Source organism: Rathayibacter sp. AY1C5, assembly GCF_002931705.1.
Lineage (GTDB): Bacteria > Actinomycetota > Actinomycetes > Actinomycetales > Microbacteriaceae > Rathayibacter.
This window is the reverse complement of the sequence record NZ_PSWD01000026.1, coordinates 1-15,356: the sequence shown is the minus strand read 5'-3', so window position 1 is coordinate 15,356 and position 15,356 is coordinate 1. Positions and strand designations below refer to the sequence as shown.

Here is a 15,356-nt window from a genome sequence, read left to right as displayed (position 1 = left end):
CGAGGCTCGTTCTTAACGTCGGTCGCGGAAATTCACGCGCTGGTTAGGGCTGGTTGAAGGATTCTCTGGCGTCGGTGATGGTGCTTCCGTCGCGGAGGGTGAGCGTGACGGTGAAGGTCGGCTCCGGTCCACCGCGGCCCGTCTCGCCTCCCTCAGTAAGGCCGGTTCCCGGCCACCACGCTGCCCAGTGTCCGTCTGCGACCGTGGCGAGGACGCTCGTGCCGTCGTCGGTGCGGATGGTGAGTCCGGTCACGTCCGAGCCGACGTCGCCGCTGGTGAAGACAGCGGGCGGGAGGTTCTCGCCGGCGAATTGGCTGATGCCGCCCTGCGTGTATTCGTCAGCGAGCGGCGTGAAGCCGCTCTCGCTTCCGGTGGAACTGATGAGCGCCCTCCCGGCAGCGCTCGTCCCTGCCGGGATCTCGATGAGGCATGCCCGCTGGCTTGGCGTCGTGTAGAAGAGCATGACCCAGTCGCCGCGCCGTTCTCCGATCTCCGGCTGTTCGAGCTGCTGCGCATCACCTGACGCACACGCCTCGCCGGCGACGGTCAGATCGGACGCGCTGGCAACGTCTGCGGTCGACGTCCACGAGGCGTACGCGCGGGAGTCGACACCGGACGGCAGGAAGGCGAGAGCGACTCCCAGCGCTGCGGCCGCGAGCCCGGCGGGAAGGATGACCTGCCATCCCCGAGGGCGCCGAGCGGCGGGCTCTCGAGCGGCCACCGGGTCGCTGTGGAGGATCATCTGGAGCCGCGCTGCGGCGGCTTCGCGAGCCGGGTCGTCGAGCTCGTAGTGGGCGGCCGGGTCGAGGTCTTTCGTGGCGAGGAGTTCGGGCGTGGTCATGATGCCTCCAAGGCGGGCGAGTCGGCGTGGTGCTGGTGCGAAGGGGGATCGAGCAGCGCCCGCAATGCGGTGCGTGCTCGGTGAAGTCGGAGCCGGAAGGCGACGGCGGTGATGCCGAGCACTCCGGCCGCGGAGGGGGAGTCGAGTCCTTCCCAGGCCGTCAGAGCGATCGCTTCCTGGTGCTGCGGTTTGAGCTGTTGCCACGCCTGGTAGAGGTCGAGCCGGGTCGCGATCGCGTCCTCCGGCGACCGCGCGGCCGCGTCGGTGTGAGCGGCGACCCGGATCGCGAGGGCGGCGGTGCGGTGCTGACTGCGGAGGTCGTTGAGGAGGCAGTTGCGGGCGATGGTGAACAGCCACGCACGCGTGGGCTCGTCTTCCGATGGCGCGGTGTCGTGTCGGCGCCAGGCGATCAGGAATGCCTCGTGCGCGAGGTCTGCGGCGCGCTCGGGGTCAGTGCGACGCCTCAGGAACCGGACGACGCTGACGTACTCGCGCTCGTACAGCTCGGAGAAGCTCGCCTCGCGGGCGGACTGTGGTGGGCTCATACCTGGGACATGTCGCCAGCCGAGCTGCTGTTACAGGTGATCGAGTACCTGTTGATCAGCAACACGGAACCGACGGCTCGCCCACAGGGTGATGAGCCACGCCACCGAGCCCAAGATCGGCAGGAGCACGACCACGACGGTCCACCCGACGCGCGCAGCGTTGGTGAGGGTCTTCGTCGTGATGAGAGTCACGATCGAGACGATGGGAAGAGCGACGCTGAGGATCGAGAAGACGATCCATGCGACGTCGTAGTAGGTGGGAACCAGGATCACCGCGTCCTCAGTCAGAGCGATCTCCTTTGCTGTCGAGCCAAGGCGACGCTGGTCGAACGGTCGCGGATCCAGCCTCTAGGCCATCGAAGCATCGCGCAAGACCGACCTTCTGCGGTCCGTCTCGCATGGGAATCGCTTAGCCGTCAGGGCGAGGAAAGGGACCCGTCACCGGTACCCGCGAAATATCGCCAACCGAAATCGACAGTCAGGGCGAAAGAGGCATCCGTTGCGCGCACATCCGCTGGAGTCGACTCGGTGATCGACCCTTCGTAGGACTGACGGTTGAAGCCCTGAGGGAGCGGGAGGCCATCGACCTGCAATCGGGAGGCGGCGACGAGAGTCCACCGGACGGTAGCCGTCCCGTTGGCACCTCCACCGGGAAGCCCACGACCACCACCACCGGAGATGTCGCCGCTTTGCAGTAGGTCGACGCCGACCAGAGAATCAACGACTCTCACTCCTGTGCCGTGGATTCCGTTGGTCGCGAGGAATCTGTCGACGGCTTCGGCCGCTACGAGCTGATCGGCGCCGTCCACCGCGTAGACGATTCCTCCGTCGAGTCGGCAGACCGTCGTGATCACTGACCCTGACTCGCCGATCTGATCGGATCCTCCCTCTCCGAAGCACCAGTCCTCCGTCGCCCGTGCCACCTCTCGCACGCCAGGCACGGCGTCCACCGCCATCGCCTCGTCAAACAGCGGACGCGTGTCCTGCCGTGCTGCAGCGACAATGGGCGAGGTTGGCGACGGCCCAGGAATGTCAGCGGCACAACCGGAGAGCGGGATCACGGCGGCTGCAAGAGCGAGCGGACCCCGCCAGAGGAGTCGCCTTTCACGGCCAGAGTCGGGTCGCGCGTGCATGCGCCCAACGTACGACGCTCTGGCCGGTGCGCCCAGGCCGCGTACGCGACTACCCGCCGTCACGGAACCTAATTCGGGCCGTTCACGACACCTAGAATGAGTGACAAGTTACGTGACGCCTTCGCTCGGCGCGCCATCTCATCAGCACGGCGTCACGTATTCGGCCGTATAAGTGACAGGGGTCCGCGATGCTCGTCGGGTACATGCGCGTCTCGAAGACCGATGGAACGCAGACGACAGATCCGCAGCGCGATGCGCTGCTCGCGGCCGGCGTAGATGACGCGCAGCTGTACTCCGACCTCGCGTCCGGCCGCAAGGATGATCGGCCGGGGCTGCTGTCGTGCCTGAAGGCATTGCGCGAGGGGGACACGCTCGTGGTGTGGAAGCTCGACCGGCTCGGACGCGACCTGCACCACCTCGTGAACACGGTCCATGACCTCACCGCCCGCGGCATCGGACTGAAGGTGCTCACGGGTCAGGGGGCGGCGATCGACACGACCACCGCTGCCGGCAAGCTGGTCTTCGGGATCTTCGCGGCCCTCGCCGAGTTCGAGCGCGAGCTCATTTCCGAACGAACCATGGCGGGCCTCGCGTCCGCTCGAGCACGCGGTCGGGTCGGCGGGCGCCCGTTCACCATGACGCCCGCCAAGGTGCGACTCGCCATGGCATCGATGGACAAGCCGGAAACGAACATCGGCGCCCTCTGCAAAGAACTCGGTATCTCCCGCCAGACGCTCTACCGTCACGTCTCGCCCACGGGCGAGGTGCGACCAGATGGCCTCCGCGTTCTCGGGCGCAAGAGCACCTAGACGCAGCTGGCCGACGTCGGCGTACGCTCCGAAGGACGGCTCCAGTAGTTGTGCAGACGACCTTGAAGATCTGTGCAGAGGACCTCGAGAACTGACAGTCACTCGAGGGGCGCTAGTCGGCGAATTGTCCCGTAAGACCCGCCCGGTGAATTGTCCGATGAGGGGGTGCTGACTGGGACACTAGGAGTATGGCTGAGCTGGTGGGTTACGCGCGCGTTTCAACCGACAAGCAGGACGCCCAGTCGCAGCGCGACGCGCTGGCGGCCGGGGGTGTTCCGCTCGAGCGGATCTATGTCGACGCTGGCCTCACGGGCTCCAACCGCGACCGGCCGGCGCTGCGCGAAGCTCTTGCCGCGTGCGACGTGGGTTCGACGTTGTACGTGACAAAGCTCGACCGACTAGCACGGTCGATCAGTGACGCGCGCGACATTGTGGACGAACTCACGCGCCGGGGTGTGCGTCTGAACATCGGCGGGTCGCTGCACGATCCGCACGACCCGATCGGCCGACTGCTGTTCAACGTGCTTGCGATGATCGCGGAGTTCGAGGGCGACCTCATCAGGGCGCGCACTCGCGAGGGAATGAAGGTCGCGAAGGCGAAGGGGCGACTGCGCGGCAAGAAGCCGAAGCTGAGCCCGAAGATCGAGGCGCACTTGGTCGCGGAGTGTCGGTCGGGCAACTACTCGATCGCGGAGTTGGCTGAGCAGTTTTCCGTGGGTCGGTCTACGGTGTATCGCGCCTTGCAGCGCGCCGACCTCGCGGACGCTCGATCAGCTCCGGTCACTCTTCCGTTGCCCGTCGAGCTCGACTCGTGAGGGGCGCGCCGCAGGTTCGGCCGACCTGCATCCTCTGCGGCTCCGAGGGACTGACCCGTTCGCACATCTACGGCCGCACGTTGCGCGCGGAGTTCGGTCAGGAGAGGGCTGCTCACCACACGCTGACGAATGTCGATGGCCGCGCGGAGGCGACCGTCGACAGGTGGGAGTCGGGCATCGGAATGATCTTCTCTCAGGGCAAGTGGCTCTGCTACGAGTGCAACAACGTCTGGATGGCCGGTCTTGAAGACGCGGCGCTGCCCACGGTCGTGAACATCATCCGCGGTGAGTCGGTCTACTTCGATCGGGCGACCACGGAGGCCGTCGCGAGCTGGGCGATCATCGCGTCGATCCTCCGCGCGCAACTGGTCCCGGATGGGGAGCCCTACGCTCCCGCCGCAGCCAGACGTTTCCGACAAGACGGCCTCGAGGCGGCGGAGGCTGCTGTATGGCTGGTGAGCGCTGCCGAGGACCCGACGGTTCGCGCTCCGGGGACCGCCGCCTCGTCGTACTGGCGTGCCCCAGACCTCTCGGGCGGCATCGCTCAGCACTGGCTGAAGTCGCTGTGTGTCGTCGTGGCGAGCGGCGATCATCGAGACCGCGTGGCGGAGCGAATCTGGACCCTTCGTGACGCGGCGTTGCCGCTGTATCCGCCGGCGGAGACACGTCGATGGCCCTCCGGTCGCTCCGCGCCCGATCGCGTCCTCATGCGGGCGACTGGTCTAGACGAAAGGACCGTGGCTGCACGGGCGGCGTTCCGTCCCACGGAGCGTCCTCCAGCGGGAAGAACGCGAACGATCATCCCGCTCTAACTGGACATCTCCGTGCGCTTGAGCGCCGGGCTAGCTGCGCTCTCGGGCTGAGCATGCACTGGGGCCATCCATCCGATAAGCGGCGCGATGCCGGAGTCGGGTGGCCGTCAGGAGTGCCCCGAAGGGGCATCCCGGAGGGACGCACAGCGCTCTTGACGGTCGGCCGGCGTAGGCAAGAGTGAAGCGTCGGATGGACGGCCGGACCGCAGCCGGCGCGCAGGTCGCGGGCGGGAGAAGCCCCCGCGAGCATGACTGCTCGAGCGGGGGGTTCCTACGCGACGAGGGCGGTCTTCGTGCGCGAGCGTTCTACTCGTTCGGCCACGACGCCAGGGCGTCGCGGGGGACGATCGTCGGCACTCCGTCGACGGTTTGGATCGTCGTGCCGGGCTCTCCGAGTCCGGCGGCGTGCGCGATCGCTGCGAGGACCAGTCGCGTGTGTTCGAGGTCGAGGCCGGCGATGTCCTCTCGGAGGTCGACAGGGACGCCCTGTCCGAGCGACGAGGCGATCCGCGCGACGCGCTGTTCGCCTCCGCTGAGCGCTCCGATTTCGTAGCCGAGGCGGTCGAAGTCGACGGCGCTCGTCTTCCAGGCGTTGTCGGTCTTGACCCATGGAGCGCCGGCGTACACGAGGCCCGATCGGATCAGCAGTTCGACGGCGGCCGCGAGTGGGTTGGCCCCCTCCGCCCAGGCGCGGACCTGGCCGTGGAGCGCGGCAGCTTCGTCGTCGGTCATGCAGCGTTCTCGATTGACGCGGAGCTGTCACTCTGGGTCGATTCGGCGGTGGTTCCCTCCGCCGACGTCGTGCGTCGCGAGCGAGTGACGCGAGCGCGAGTCTGCTCGGGTCGCGGCACTCCTGCTGCGCGGAGTTCCTTCTCCGACCATCCGGCGGCGAGGGCGTCAGCCCATGCCTTGCTGTGCCGGTTCTGCGCGTCGCTAAGGGTGGCGCGTGCGGTGTCGGTGTCGGTGTCGTTGGCGGCGGAGACGATCGTGCGGACCGCCTCGACGCGCTTCTCGACGCTCTGTTCGAGCAGTCGGCGGGCGGCGTCGGCGGCGTCGTCAGGGTTCCTCGTGTGGTCGCTCATGCGGAAAGGCTAGCCGCCACCACCGTCATCCGGAAGGCGCGGATTTGACGTCTCGGCTTCGGCTTCTCCGGCCGAGACGGTCGGGTTCCCTTCGGACCCAGTGCTGCACCTGCGCTGCGCTCTGGGTGAGTAGCTTTTTTGGAGCAAGCTATAAACTTACGTGCCGTAACCCGCTTCTCGTCCTTCCGCTGCGCGGCGATCCTCGGCATACTTGCCGTATGGTCCCCGCCAGTTGGCGGGTTCGCTGCGCTGGGCCCCGAAGGGATGGTGACGCTCGTGTCCGAGTCGAGTGAGCACCGTCTGTTCGGTCGCAAGCGACGTGCGAACGCGGGTGGCGAGTCTCGCCGCGAGAAGCGGTACGTCGTCATGGTCACGCCCGAGGAGGATGCGCAGCTTCGGGCTCGGGCAATCGTGCGTGAGGTGACGGTGCCGCGGTTGCTGTTCGAGTCCGCGACGGCCGAGGATGCGGTCATCACTGATGCGGAGTTCAAGTCGGTTGCCGCGGATCTGATGAACATTCGCAGCACGATGGGGTACGTCTCGAACAACCTCAACCAGCTCGCCCGGTTCGCGAACACGGAGAGCCGATTCCCCGACGAGGCGGAAGCGGCGATCGCTGAGTACCGCGCGGTTGTGTCGGAGTATCGGGCGGCGATGAAGAGGCTGGCCGGCGCGTGATCCCGAACGTGACCCGGGGTGGGCGCATGTCCGGACTGATGACCTACTTGCAGGGTGAGGGTCGGGCGAACGAGCACGAGGAGCCGCACTTGGTCGCTGGTAACGGCGCGGTCATGGCGGAGTACGGCTACGGCGAGTTGGACCGCGCAGCAGCCCTCGCGATCGCTACCGATCTGGACGAGCCGCGCCGCGTCTTCGGAACGTCGGTCACCCGCGTCAAGGAGGTCACGGATCCGGAGACGGGTGTGACGTCGAAGGAGCGTGTCGACGCTGACGTGTGGCACTGCTCGCTCTCGATCAGCGCGGAGGAGGGCCAGCTTTCGGATGAGAAGTGGGCCGAGATCTCCGAGCGGTTCGTGGAGCGGATGGGGTTCGCCGGCGCCGACATTGGCAAGGCCGATTGCCGGTGGGTCGCGGTGCGTCATGGCCTGTCGAAGAACGGCAACGACCACGTGCACATCGCCGTGTCGTTGGTGCGCGAGGACGGCACGAAGGCGTCTGTCCATCACGACTTCTCGAAGGCGCAGACGATCACCCGGGAGCTCGAGCGGGAGTTCGAGTTGCAGCCGCTGCATGAGTCCGAGCGCGCAGGTGCGCAGCGCGGCGAGAAGCCGGCCGAGCGCGAGTCTGCATCGCGCCGTGGCGCGACCGAGGTCGACGCGAAGCGGTTGGAGCGGAGCCTTCGAGCTGCGGCTACCGCGTCGCAGTACGAGGGCGAGTTCGTGCGTCGGATGCGCCGCGAGGGCATCCTGATCCGTCCGCGGTTCGCGGTCGGACGTGACGACGTCGTGGTCGGCTACTCCGTGGCGCTGCGTCCGGAGAAGGGACAGCCCGTCGTCTGGCACGGAGGTGGCAGGATCGCCCGCGACCTGACGCTCCCGGAGCTGCGGAAGGGATGGCCGGACCGTCCTGAGTCCGCGACCGAAGCGGTGCAGGAATGGCGCGCGACGTCGAAGAATCCGTGGCAGTACCGGCCGGTGAGCCCGGGGCGCGAGGAGAGCGAGATGTCTCCGAAGTTCTTCGCCATGTACGCCGAGGACATGCGCCGGCTGCACGACTACATCGCCTCCGTCGACCCGTCCGATAAGGCCACCTGGGCGCACGTCGCCCGCGAGACGTCGGGTGCGTACGCGGCGTGGTCGCGGCGCCTGGAACCGACGCCGGGACCGTTGGCCGAGGCGTCGCGGACGCTGGCCCGGTCCGCGCAGCTGCGAGCGGGCGAGTCGCGGCCGCGACCTGTCGCGATGCCGTCGATGGCGACGACCGCCGCGCTGATCCTGGTGCAGGCCAAGCGAGGCCAGAACGCGGCCGCGGAGGCTCTTCTGTTGAAGCGGCTCGCGCAGACCACCGCATCGATCTTCCGCGCCGCGAAGGCGGTCGGGGACCTGCACCGGTCGCAGGAGCTCGCGCGGATGATGACGCAGCGCCTGACCGTCGTCCGCGACGGCTACACCGCTCAGATCACCGCCAACCAGGTCGCCGCGCTCGCCCCGGAGCAGCAGGCCGCGAAGCAGCGCGCCGACCTCGCCGCGGGTCGCGGCGGGCCGGTACCCACGCGCTTGACTCCCGCGACGGAGCCGGCGGTACAGGTGCCGACCACGAAGACTCCCGGCACGCGTGAGCGCGACGGTTTCGAGAGATAGCGAGAGGGGACAGAGCTATGAGCGATGGGGACAGCGTTGAGGATGAGGTCGGACAGTCGGCGAGGGTCGCGCTGACCGTCGCGCTCCAGCTGGGCGACAAGTTCGCCCGCCTGCGGGAGGACTTGGCGCGTGAAGCGCTGCGCAAGAGCGAGGCCGACGCGCGCGCTCTCGCCGCTCGGTTCTCCGCCGAGCGCGACGTCGCGCGTGCGCAGATCGCCGTTGTGGACCGGCCCGACTGGTGGCAGCGCACCGAGTTGCAGCAGGTCGCTGACGTCCTCTCCACGGCGCAGCAGTGGAAGGACCTCGACCCTGTGGCCGAACGTGCCACACAGACCATCGCGCGTGAAGTCCAGGACCGCTACGGCGTCGACGTCGCCGATATCGCGGACAAGCTGCGCGGCGACCAGCCGGCCGACTTTTCCGCTGAGAAGGCCCTCGCCGTCGTCGCAGCCGCTGAGGCCACCGATCGGGTACCCGAGTCCGGCTCTGCGGACCCGCTGAACGAGGTGAAGGCCCTGGCCGGCCATGACGCGGCGGTGGACGCTGCGATCGCTGAGAAGTTCCCGCAGCTCCTCACCGAGGACCAGCGCGCGGCCGTCGACGGAGGACGGGCGGAGAGCGTCGAGACAACCGTCGAAGCCGCAGCCGTCGCCGGGATGATGGACGCCGACCAGCGCCGCGCCGACGCCACGCGGGACGGGCCGACCACGCCGACCGACCAGGGCGGAGCGGAGAACGGTCAAGAGAACATCGATCAGGCGGCCGCGCTCGAGCTGCACGCGCGCGAGTACGAGGTGCAGGCCGAGGAGGGCGGAACCTCCGAGCAGACGCCCGACCAGCTGCGTGCGCTCGCGGACGACGCGCGCGCTCAGGCGCAGCTCTACCGGGACGGCGCCGGTGCGCAGACCGCCGCCGACAACACCGCAGCCTCCGAGCTCGCCGCCGCCGGTGGAGACCTCAACCAGTCCATCGCGGCCGACGTCGAGGCCGGGCGTCTCGATCAGTTCGCGGCCGACGCGGAAGCCGCTCGGCTCGGCAGGTTCGATAACAACTACCAACTGGCTCTCGACAGCGGCGACGTTGACGAGAACGTCGACTTCCTGCTGAGCGAGGCAGACCGGTTCGATCGCGAGGCGGATGCCGGCGGAACAGCGACGCTGACCCCGGAACAGCTGCGCTCCGACGCTGCGGAGAACCGCGACGAGGCCGCCTACTTCCGCAACGAGCCCTTGCCCTCCCAGAGTGATCGTTCCGCTGACGCCGTTCCGGTCGGCGCCGAGGGGCGGGCAGATGCGCTGCGCTCCGAGAGCCAGCTGTCGTACGACAGCGCCGCTCGTCGCACGGCCTCCGCGAACGAGATGAAGGCCCACGGGATCCCGCAGGACGTCATCGACGTGCGCATGCGCGCCGACGTCGCCCAGGGCCGGCCAGCAAGCGAAGCTGTCGCACAGTCCGGACGTGTGAACGTGCCGAAGACCAGCCGTGGTCGTTCAGCTGCGCGATCACCGGAGCGCAGCGAGCAGGCGCGCTAGTTACTGTCGGCGATCCAGTCGACGGCGTCTCGATGACTGAACCGTCGGCCGCAGTGGCGGTGTGAGAGCGTGGCTGGCATGACGGCGATGATTCCGAGTGAGTATCGCGCGACTCTGGACGAGTTGAAGCGGCACGTGCACGCTGCTCGCTTCCAGGCACAGCGGAAGGTGAACACGGAGCTGTTGCGACTGTGGTGGCAGATCGGGTCGACGATTCTCGAGCGTCAGCAGCGCGAGCCGTGGGGGAGCAGCGTCCTCGAGCGACTCGCCGAGGATTTGCGGGCGGAGTTCCCCTCAATGAAGGGGTTCTCCCGTGCGAACCTGTTCTACATGCGTCGCTTCGCGGCGGCATGGCCGGACGAGGACGCCATTGTCCAACGACCCGTTGGACAATTGCCGTGGGGTCACATCACCGAGCTGCTCGACAAGCTCGACGACCAGGAGTTGCGCGAGTGGTACGCAGCGAAGGACGTCGCTCATGGTTGGAGCCGGCCGGTCCTCGGGCACCAGATCAAGACTCGGCTGCACGAGCGAGAAGCTGCAGCGCCGAGCAACTATGCCGGCACTCTCGCGCCGGTCGACTCTGCACTCGCTCAGCAGATCACTCGTGATCCGTACGCGCTGGACTTCCTCGCGATCGACAGCGACGCCACGGAGCGTGAGCTGGAGGAGCGCATGGTCGTCCGTATCGCGGACACCCTCCGCGAGCTCGGGCCAGGGTTCGCGTTCGTCGGCCGACAGGTGCACTTCGAGGTCGACGGCGACGACTTCTTCGTCGACCTCCTGTTCTTCCATGTCGACCAGCTCCGCTACATCGTCGTCGAGCTGAAGACCACGAAGTTCGATCCGCGAGATGCAGGACAGCTCGGCTTCTATGTCGCTCTGGTTGACGACAAGTTGCGCGTCCTCGGCAAGCATGAACCGACAGTCGGGATCCTCGTCGTCACTGACAAGAACGACGCCGTCGTCCGCTACGCCCTGGCCTCCACCACCCAGCCGGTCGCGGTCAGCCGCTACGAGCTCTCCGAGGAAGCCCAAGCAGCGCTGCCCGATGAGGCCTCCATCGTCGACGCCTTCACCAGGGATGTAGCAAGTCCCGACATTGAGTAGCACGCTGAGGAGCGCAGAAGTCGATCCGGGCTTTGGGATCGGGAGCGCTTCAGGCTCTGTTCCCCGCCGAGGGTACTCAATCACGCCAGCAGGTGTGACCAGGGTCGAACTAACCCCGAGGTGCAGCTGCTGATGACCCGACCGGCCCTTTCCCACTATGCGCAATATCCGATAATCGACGTTATGTCAGTTTTCGAGCTGGAAAGGCCTCGTTGTCCCGTCGTGGCGGTGCGTCAGCATCGTGGGTCCCGCGGTCGTGGTCGGCTGGGACCTCCTGCGGGCTCATACCGCGCACAACAACGACCTGAGCCTGCACGCCCACGAAGTATCGATCGGGGAAGTACAGCCTGCCCGCTGGATCGGTCATTTTGAAGGAGGCGATGCTGGCGCCTTCGACGTATTGCGCGACGCATGGGACGACGATGACTACTTCTTCGCCTGGGTCGGTGTCCGTTATCGGAACCTGCAGTGGTGTCGTGATCAGTCCAGCTCCGGACGCGATGCCTACCCGGGTCAATCGCCTATCGCGCCATGGCACGCTGCCAACGTTCTGAAGTGTCCACGTCTTGGTGAAGCGCTGGCCGGGAGCCATCAATGTGCCGTCCGCAACGGTCTCCTCGAGGAAGATGCTCTCATCGAGGGCGTTGGCAGCTGGAGACGGCGTGGTGGTTGTTGTCACGCGCAGCAGACGCAGTCGTCTCTTCTCCATGAGCACAGACTCGTACCGGGCGATCAGGAGGCCCTGTGTGTCGAGGATGTCTTCAAGCAGGAGAACCACCAATTCTGAGGGAATGTCACGGCCTTCCTCGGCCGCGCTCACTGTCCGCCGATCTCGCGCGATCCGCCGCGCGAGCTCCGCTGCAGACAGGCCACGTTTCTCCCGCCAAAATCTCAGCTCATCGCCGAACTGCTGTCGTTGAGTGTCATGGCGACCCGGAGGACGGCGTTCTCGTGGCATTTTTTGCCAATCTGCGTTGGGGGGTGTTCGCCCACAACGTACCGGCCCGGGCACCCTCGTCTCACTACCAATTTGGTGGGCATGAGCGAGGGAGAAGGCACCATGAGTGGAACGATTCTGGCGCGGCGGCCAGCTGGACAGAGCGGTTCGCCGGCTACTCGCCGACGCGGGATCATGGGGGCGGTCGCGGCGCTGTTCGCGGTCCTTCTGACCCTGACGTTGGCGACGCCCGCGCAGGCGCTGTCGGGGTCCGGGTACAACAACACGCTGCCGTACCAGCAGGGGTGCGGTCGCGGGGCGTACGCCATCTCGTCCAAGGCGATCCTCGGCGGCACGGTGAGCATGGTCTACTCGCCGACCTGCCAGACGAACTGGCTCGAGTGGTACGGCCCGAACCGCTTCACGAGTAAGAAGATGTACCAGCCGGTTCAGACGGCCGCCGAGAACGACACTGCCGGCTGGTCGTACTCTCGCCAGGTCTACGCCCCGGGCGCGACTGTCGCTCGAGGAGAGATCTACGTGTGGGTCGACAACACCGGACGCAACGGCTCGCAGGCCTGGTCCGTGCGGTGCGGATCGACGTGCGAGTGGGTCCAGTTCAACTGATCAGAGCATGCTGCAAGCAGCCCCCGTCGACGAGCTCGGCGGGGGCCGCTTACGTTTTGAGTCGGATGCCGAGCTGAACGCATCGGCCTTACACAGAGGTCGTGTCTAGGGAGGGGCGGGTTCAACAGCAGCTGCCTCCTGGTGGTGCTGGCTACTCGCCGGGGGTTCGTGCGAGGTAGCGCCCATTCGTCCGAGCCGTCTAGGCGCTGCTTGCAGCACTGACCAGAGACGCGAACGAGCGGCTTGAACTATGGCTGATTATCGGGATCGAACATCCCGTCGGGTGGTGACTCGTAGGGCAGCGGCTCCCCCGGGAGATTCTCGTCCGTCGCGCCCGTGAACGGTCCTTCTGTAGACAGCAGGGCGGCCATGTGTGGCTCGGCGTGATTGATCCACCAGGCGCTGATCCCGAGCCCTGCGTCGAGGCGGGATGCTTCCCAGCTGCGCCAGAGCGCTTCGATGCGTTGCACTGCTTCATCGATGGTCCACCAGTCGGCGCGCCAGCGTCCGGTTCCCTGGCCCTTGGCGGAGACGCGGCGGCGGTACGTGTACCGCCAGTACTTCCGCAGCCACTCGTCCGCGGATCCGTAGACGAGGGTCGGGGCGGAGTCCTCTTCGAACGAGCGCTGCACGGCCGCTTCTGCGCGGGCCTGAATCAGCTCGACCCGTTCGGGCGTGAGCGCTCGTTCGAGGGCCTCTTTCGTCATCCCGGCGATGATCCCGGTGATGATGTCCGCGACCTCTCTCGCGGCGATCGTGTCGACGTCGAACGCGCCGAGCAGCGACGCAGCCGCGGTGTCGCTGTCCCCGTCGACGGCGGCCAAGAGGCCCGCAGCTTCCTGCACGTCTCCGCCCGCGAGCGGATCGTCGTCAGTCATGCTGCGCCTCCGTCCGCCGGGCGTCCTCGTTCTCCATCAGAGCCCGCATCGAAGCAGCGAGGTCGATCGCCGGAGCCGGCTCGACGGACGCAACGACCGGCTCGGCGCTGGTCACGACCGGCTGCGCGGCCGTCGCTACGACAGGAGTCGGCTCGGCGTCGCGTACTGGCGCGGTCGCGGGGTCGTGGGCGGCGATGGATGCCTTGATCGCTGCGACCTTCTCCTTCGCGCCCTCGTACCAGGGCACGGTGCGCAGAAGCGCGGCCCTGGATCCGGTGGAGAGCATCACGGCGCGGCCGCGGGGCATCGCTCCGAGCTCGTCCACGGTCAGGATCCGCTCGCGCTTCAACGCGATCGAGGTCGAGCGGACGCCCTTGTTGTAGCTGGCGGAGGTCGTTTCGCGGTCGTAGTCTCCGACGAGCTCGGAGACGTTCTGGAGGAAGTCGTTCTCCTTCACGCTGCCGAGGTAGAGGAACGCGTTCGACGCGCTCCACAGCTTCAACATGCCCTCCTTGCCGAACACGGCGACGCCCTGCGACCAGGACTGGAACACCGACATGATCGGGATCCCGCGGGAGCCGAAGTGCGAGTACAGGTCCGGGAGGTCCCGCCACCGGCACACGTTCGCGGCCTCATCGAGGATCCCGACGAGCGGCGTGCGCAGTCGGCCCCCGGGCGAGGTGTCGGCGAGGTCGGTCGCCGCCTCGAGAGTGGCGGCGGTGAGCGCGGTGACGAGGGGCCCGGCGGTGCCGGCGCCCTCCTTCGACAGGGAGTAGAGCGTGCCGGAGCCGCGAACGAACTCTGCCGCGTCGAACTGCGGCCGCGGGTCCGCGGTGCCGCGGGGGTTCACCCAGTCCGCGACCTGCGTGTTCTTCAAGCACGCCGCCATCTCCTGCGCGGTCGAGTAGACCGACCCGCGCAGCTTCTCGGTGGACTGGATGATGCCGAGCACCGCGTCGCCGGTCATCGGGTATCCGCCGGAGCGCAGCAGTCGCACCGGCTCCTCGTTGGTGACGTCGGTGAGCCACGCGAACACCTGGCTGATCGGCTTCTGCCCGACCGCTGCGGCGAGCAGCATGCCGGCGAGGAGGTTCTGTCCGGCGCCGTCGAAGAAGGCGTCCGTCTTCGCGTCCGTCGCCCGGGACCCCGAGGCGAAGTACTGCGCGAGTTTCGCGGCGCGCACGTCGTCAGTGACGTAGGACAGCGGGTTCCACCACCAGGTCGGGTCCTCGCGGGCGACGCGCTGCGGGTCGAACACCCACACAGGTCCGTCCTTCTCGCGGACGTCACGGGTCGCGTCGAGCACGTCGCGCTTGTTCGAGGTCGTGACGACTGCGCCCGGGGCGGCGATGATCGCCGGGATGACCAGCGACGTCGACTTCCCGACGCGGGGGCCGGCGACGACGGTGATCATGTCCTCGAACGAGGCGTAAAGCATCTTCCCCGTCGACACGAGCCGCCCCACTGGCACGCCGGGCGAGCCGTCAACACCCAGGCGCTTGGACTTCTTCATCGCCTCCTTGCTCAGCATCGGCGCCAAGTCTCGTTCGGTCGCCATGTAGCGGGCAGCCCGGTCGACGTTCGCGCGACCCTTGCGGCCGAGTGCCCTCATCCAGAGGAACCACAGAGCGACGAGGACGATGACGCCGCCGGCGGCCGCGGCGATCATCGTCGCGGACGAGGACCAGGTGACCGTGCCGCGGGCAAGCCCCGACAGGATCTCGAACGGGTCCGAGGGCAAGCCCTCGTTCACTCCGTCGAGCTTGGAACCGACCGCGACGGCCACCCATACGATGCCGATCGCAGCAATCGCCACGAGGGCTGCGCCGAGCATCAGGGCGTCGTTATTGGCCTTGCCAGGCTCGCGGCGGCGGTTGTTGGCGGTGGCGCTCATGCGGACTCCTCCGTGTAGAT

At 67.5% G+C, this 15,356-nt stretch carries 17 protein-coding genes; 8 read left to right on the top strand and 9 right to left on the bottom strand.

Annotated features, from left to right (window positions below; genetic code table 11):
* Nucleotides 1-43: 43 nt before the first annotated feature.
* The 4 genes from C5C57_RS14600 to C5C57_RS17815 all read right to left on the bottom strand — a co-directional run bounded on the left by C5C57_RS14600 (nt 44) and on the right by C5C57_RS17815 (nt 2,336).
* Nucleotides 44-841, bottom strand: coding sequence for a hypothetical protein (locus C5C57_RS14600; RefSeq protein WP_104250050.1), 798 nt, complete (start codon nt 839-841; stop codon nt 44-46).
* The gene (locus tag C5C57_RS14595; protein WP_104250049.1) at nt 838-1,386 is read right to left on the bottom strand and encodes an RNA polymerase sigma factor; all 549 of its coding nucleotides are present in this window, start codon (nt 1,384-1,386) and stop codon (nt 838-840) included. Before C5C57_RS14595 ends, C5C57_RS14600 begins: the two co-directional genes overlap by 4 nt.
* A 30-nt stretch (nt 1,387-1,416) precedes the next feature.
* Nucleotides 1,417-1,659: a PLDc N-terminal domain-containing protein gene (locus C5C57_RS14590; RefSeq protein WP_181065431.1), complete on the bottom strand. Its 243-nt coding sequence runs from the start codon at nt 1,657-1,659 to the stop codon at nt 1,417-1,419.
* 143 nt (nt 1,660-1,802) lie between these two features.
* Entirely contained in the window at nt 1,803-2,336 is a 534-nt protein-coding gene (locus tag C5C57_RS17815; RefSeq protein ID WP_146076864.1) for a hypothetical protein, read from the bottom strand.
* 371 nt (nt 2,337-2,707) lie between these two features.
* On the opposite strand from C5C57_RS17815, the gene C5C57_RS14585 reads away from it, so the two are divergent.
* The 3 genes from C5C57_RS14585 (at nt 2,708) to C5C57_RS14575 (ending at nt 4,955) form a co-directional block, all read left to right on the top strand.
* A complete protein-coding gene (locus C5C57_RS14585) occupies nt 2,708-3,328 on the top strand; it encodes a recombinase family protein (RefSeq protein ID WP_104297767.1) in 621 nt (206 codons plus the stop codon).
* Between the two features lie 188 nt (nt 3,329-3,516).
* On the top strand, nt 3,517-4,143 hold the full coding sequence (locus tag C5C57_RS14580; RefSeq protein ID WP_104248178.1) for a recombinase family protein: 627 nt from the start codon (nt 3,517-3,519) through the stop codon (nt 4,141-4,143).
* A gap of 80 nt (nt 4,144-4,223) precedes the next feature.
* The gene (locus C5C57_RS14575; RefSeq protein WP_146081537.1) at nt 4,224-4,955 is read left to right on the top strand and encodes a hypothetical protein; all 732 of its coding nucleotides are present in this window, start codon (nt 4,224-4,226) and stop codon (nt 4,953-4,955) included.
* Nucleotides 4,956-5,261: 306 nt separating this feature from the next.
* Here C5C57_RS14575 and C5C57_RS14570 read toward each other — a convergent pair whose 3' ends face one another.
* The gene (locus C5C57_RS14570; protein WP_104261730.1) at nt 5,262-5,687 is read right to left on the bottom strand and encodes a hypothetical protein; all 426 of its coding nucleotides are present in this window, start codon (nt 5,685-5,687) and stop codon (nt 5,262-5,264) included.
* Nucleotides 5,684-6,037 carry a hypothetical protein gene (locus C5C57_RS14565; protein WP_104297766.1) on the bottom strand — a complete coding sequence of 118 codons (354 nt, stop codon included), beginning with the start codon at nt 6,035-6,037 and terminating at the stop codon, nt 5,684-5,686. Before C5C57_RS14565 ends, C5C57_RS14570 begins: the two co-directional genes overlap by 4 nt.
* A gap of 264 nt (nt 6,038-6,301) precedes the next feature.
* On the opposite strand from C5C57_RS14565, the gene mobC reads away from it, so the two are divergent.
* The 4 genes from mobC (at nt 6,302) to C5C57_RS14545 (ending at nt 11,000) form a co-directional block, all read left to right on the top strand.
* On the top strand, nt 6,302-6,715 hold the full coding sequence (gene mobC / locus C5C57_RS14560; RefSeq protein WP_104248182.1) for a plasmid mobilization relaxosome protein MobC: 414 nt from the start codon (nt 6,302-6,304) through the stop codon (nt 6,713-6,715).
* A gap of 89 nt (nt 6,716-6,804) precedes the next feature.
* On the top strand, nt 6,805-8,358 hold the full coding sequence (locus tag C5C57_RS14555; RefSeq protein ID WP_146082436.1) for a relaxase/mobilization nuclease domain-containing protein: 1,554 nt from the start codon (nt 6,805-6,807) through the stop codon (nt 8,356-8,358).
* Between the two features lie 17 nt (nt 8,359-8,375).
* Complete coding sequence (locus C5C57_RS14550) at nt 8,376-9,890, top strand: hypothetical protein (protein ID WP_104281114.1); 1,515 nt, start codon at nt 8,376-8,378, stop codon at nt 9,888-9,890.
* 78 nt (nt 9,891-9,968) lie between these two features.
* Complete coding sequence (locus C5C57_RS14545; RefSeq protein WP_104248190.1) at nt 9,969-11,000, top strand: YhcG family protein; 1,032 nt, start codon at nt 9,969-9,971, stop codon at nt 10,998-11,000.
* Between the two features lie 181 nt (nt 11,001-11,181).
* Here the strand turns inward: C5C57_RS14545 and C5C57_RS14540 are convergent, their stop codons facing one another.
* Nucleotides 11,182-11,958 (bottom strand): NBR1-Ig-like domain-containing protein, encoded by a 777-nt coding sequence (locus C5C57_RS14540; protein ID WP_104248185.1) that lies wholly within the window; start codon nt 11,956-11,958, stop codon nt 11,182-11,184.
* Between the two features lie 174 nt (nt 11,959-12,132).
* Between C5C57_RS14540 and C5C57_RS14535 the strand changes: the two genes are divergently transcribed.
* The gene (locus tag C5C57_RS14535) at nt 12,133-12,564 is read left to right on the top strand and encodes a DUF2690 domain-containing protein (RefSeq protein WP_104248186.1); all 432 of its coding nucleotides are present in this window, start codon (nt 12,133-12,135) and stop codon (nt 12,562-12,564) included.
* A gap of 248 nt (nt 12,565-12,812) precedes the next feature.
* Here the strand turns inward: C5C57_RS14535 and C5C57_RS14530 are convergent, their stop codons facing one another.
* Together C5C57_RS14530 and C5C57_RS14525 are read right to left on the bottom strand one after the other, a co-directional pair.
* Nucleotides 12,813-13,442, bottom strand: coding sequence for a DUF4913 domain-containing protein (locus C5C57_RS14530; protein ID WP_104281113.1), 630 nt, complete (start codon nt 13,440-13,442; stop codon nt 12,813-12,815).
* Entirely contained in the window at nt 13,435-15,336 is a 1,902-nt protein-coding gene (locus C5C57_RS14525) for a type IV secretory system conjugative DNA transfer family protein (protein WP_104281112.1), read from the bottom strand. The genes C5C57_RS14530 and C5C57_RS14525 overlap by 8 nt, the downstream gene beginning before the upstream one ends.
* Nucleotides 15,337-15,356: the final 20 nt, after the last annotated feature.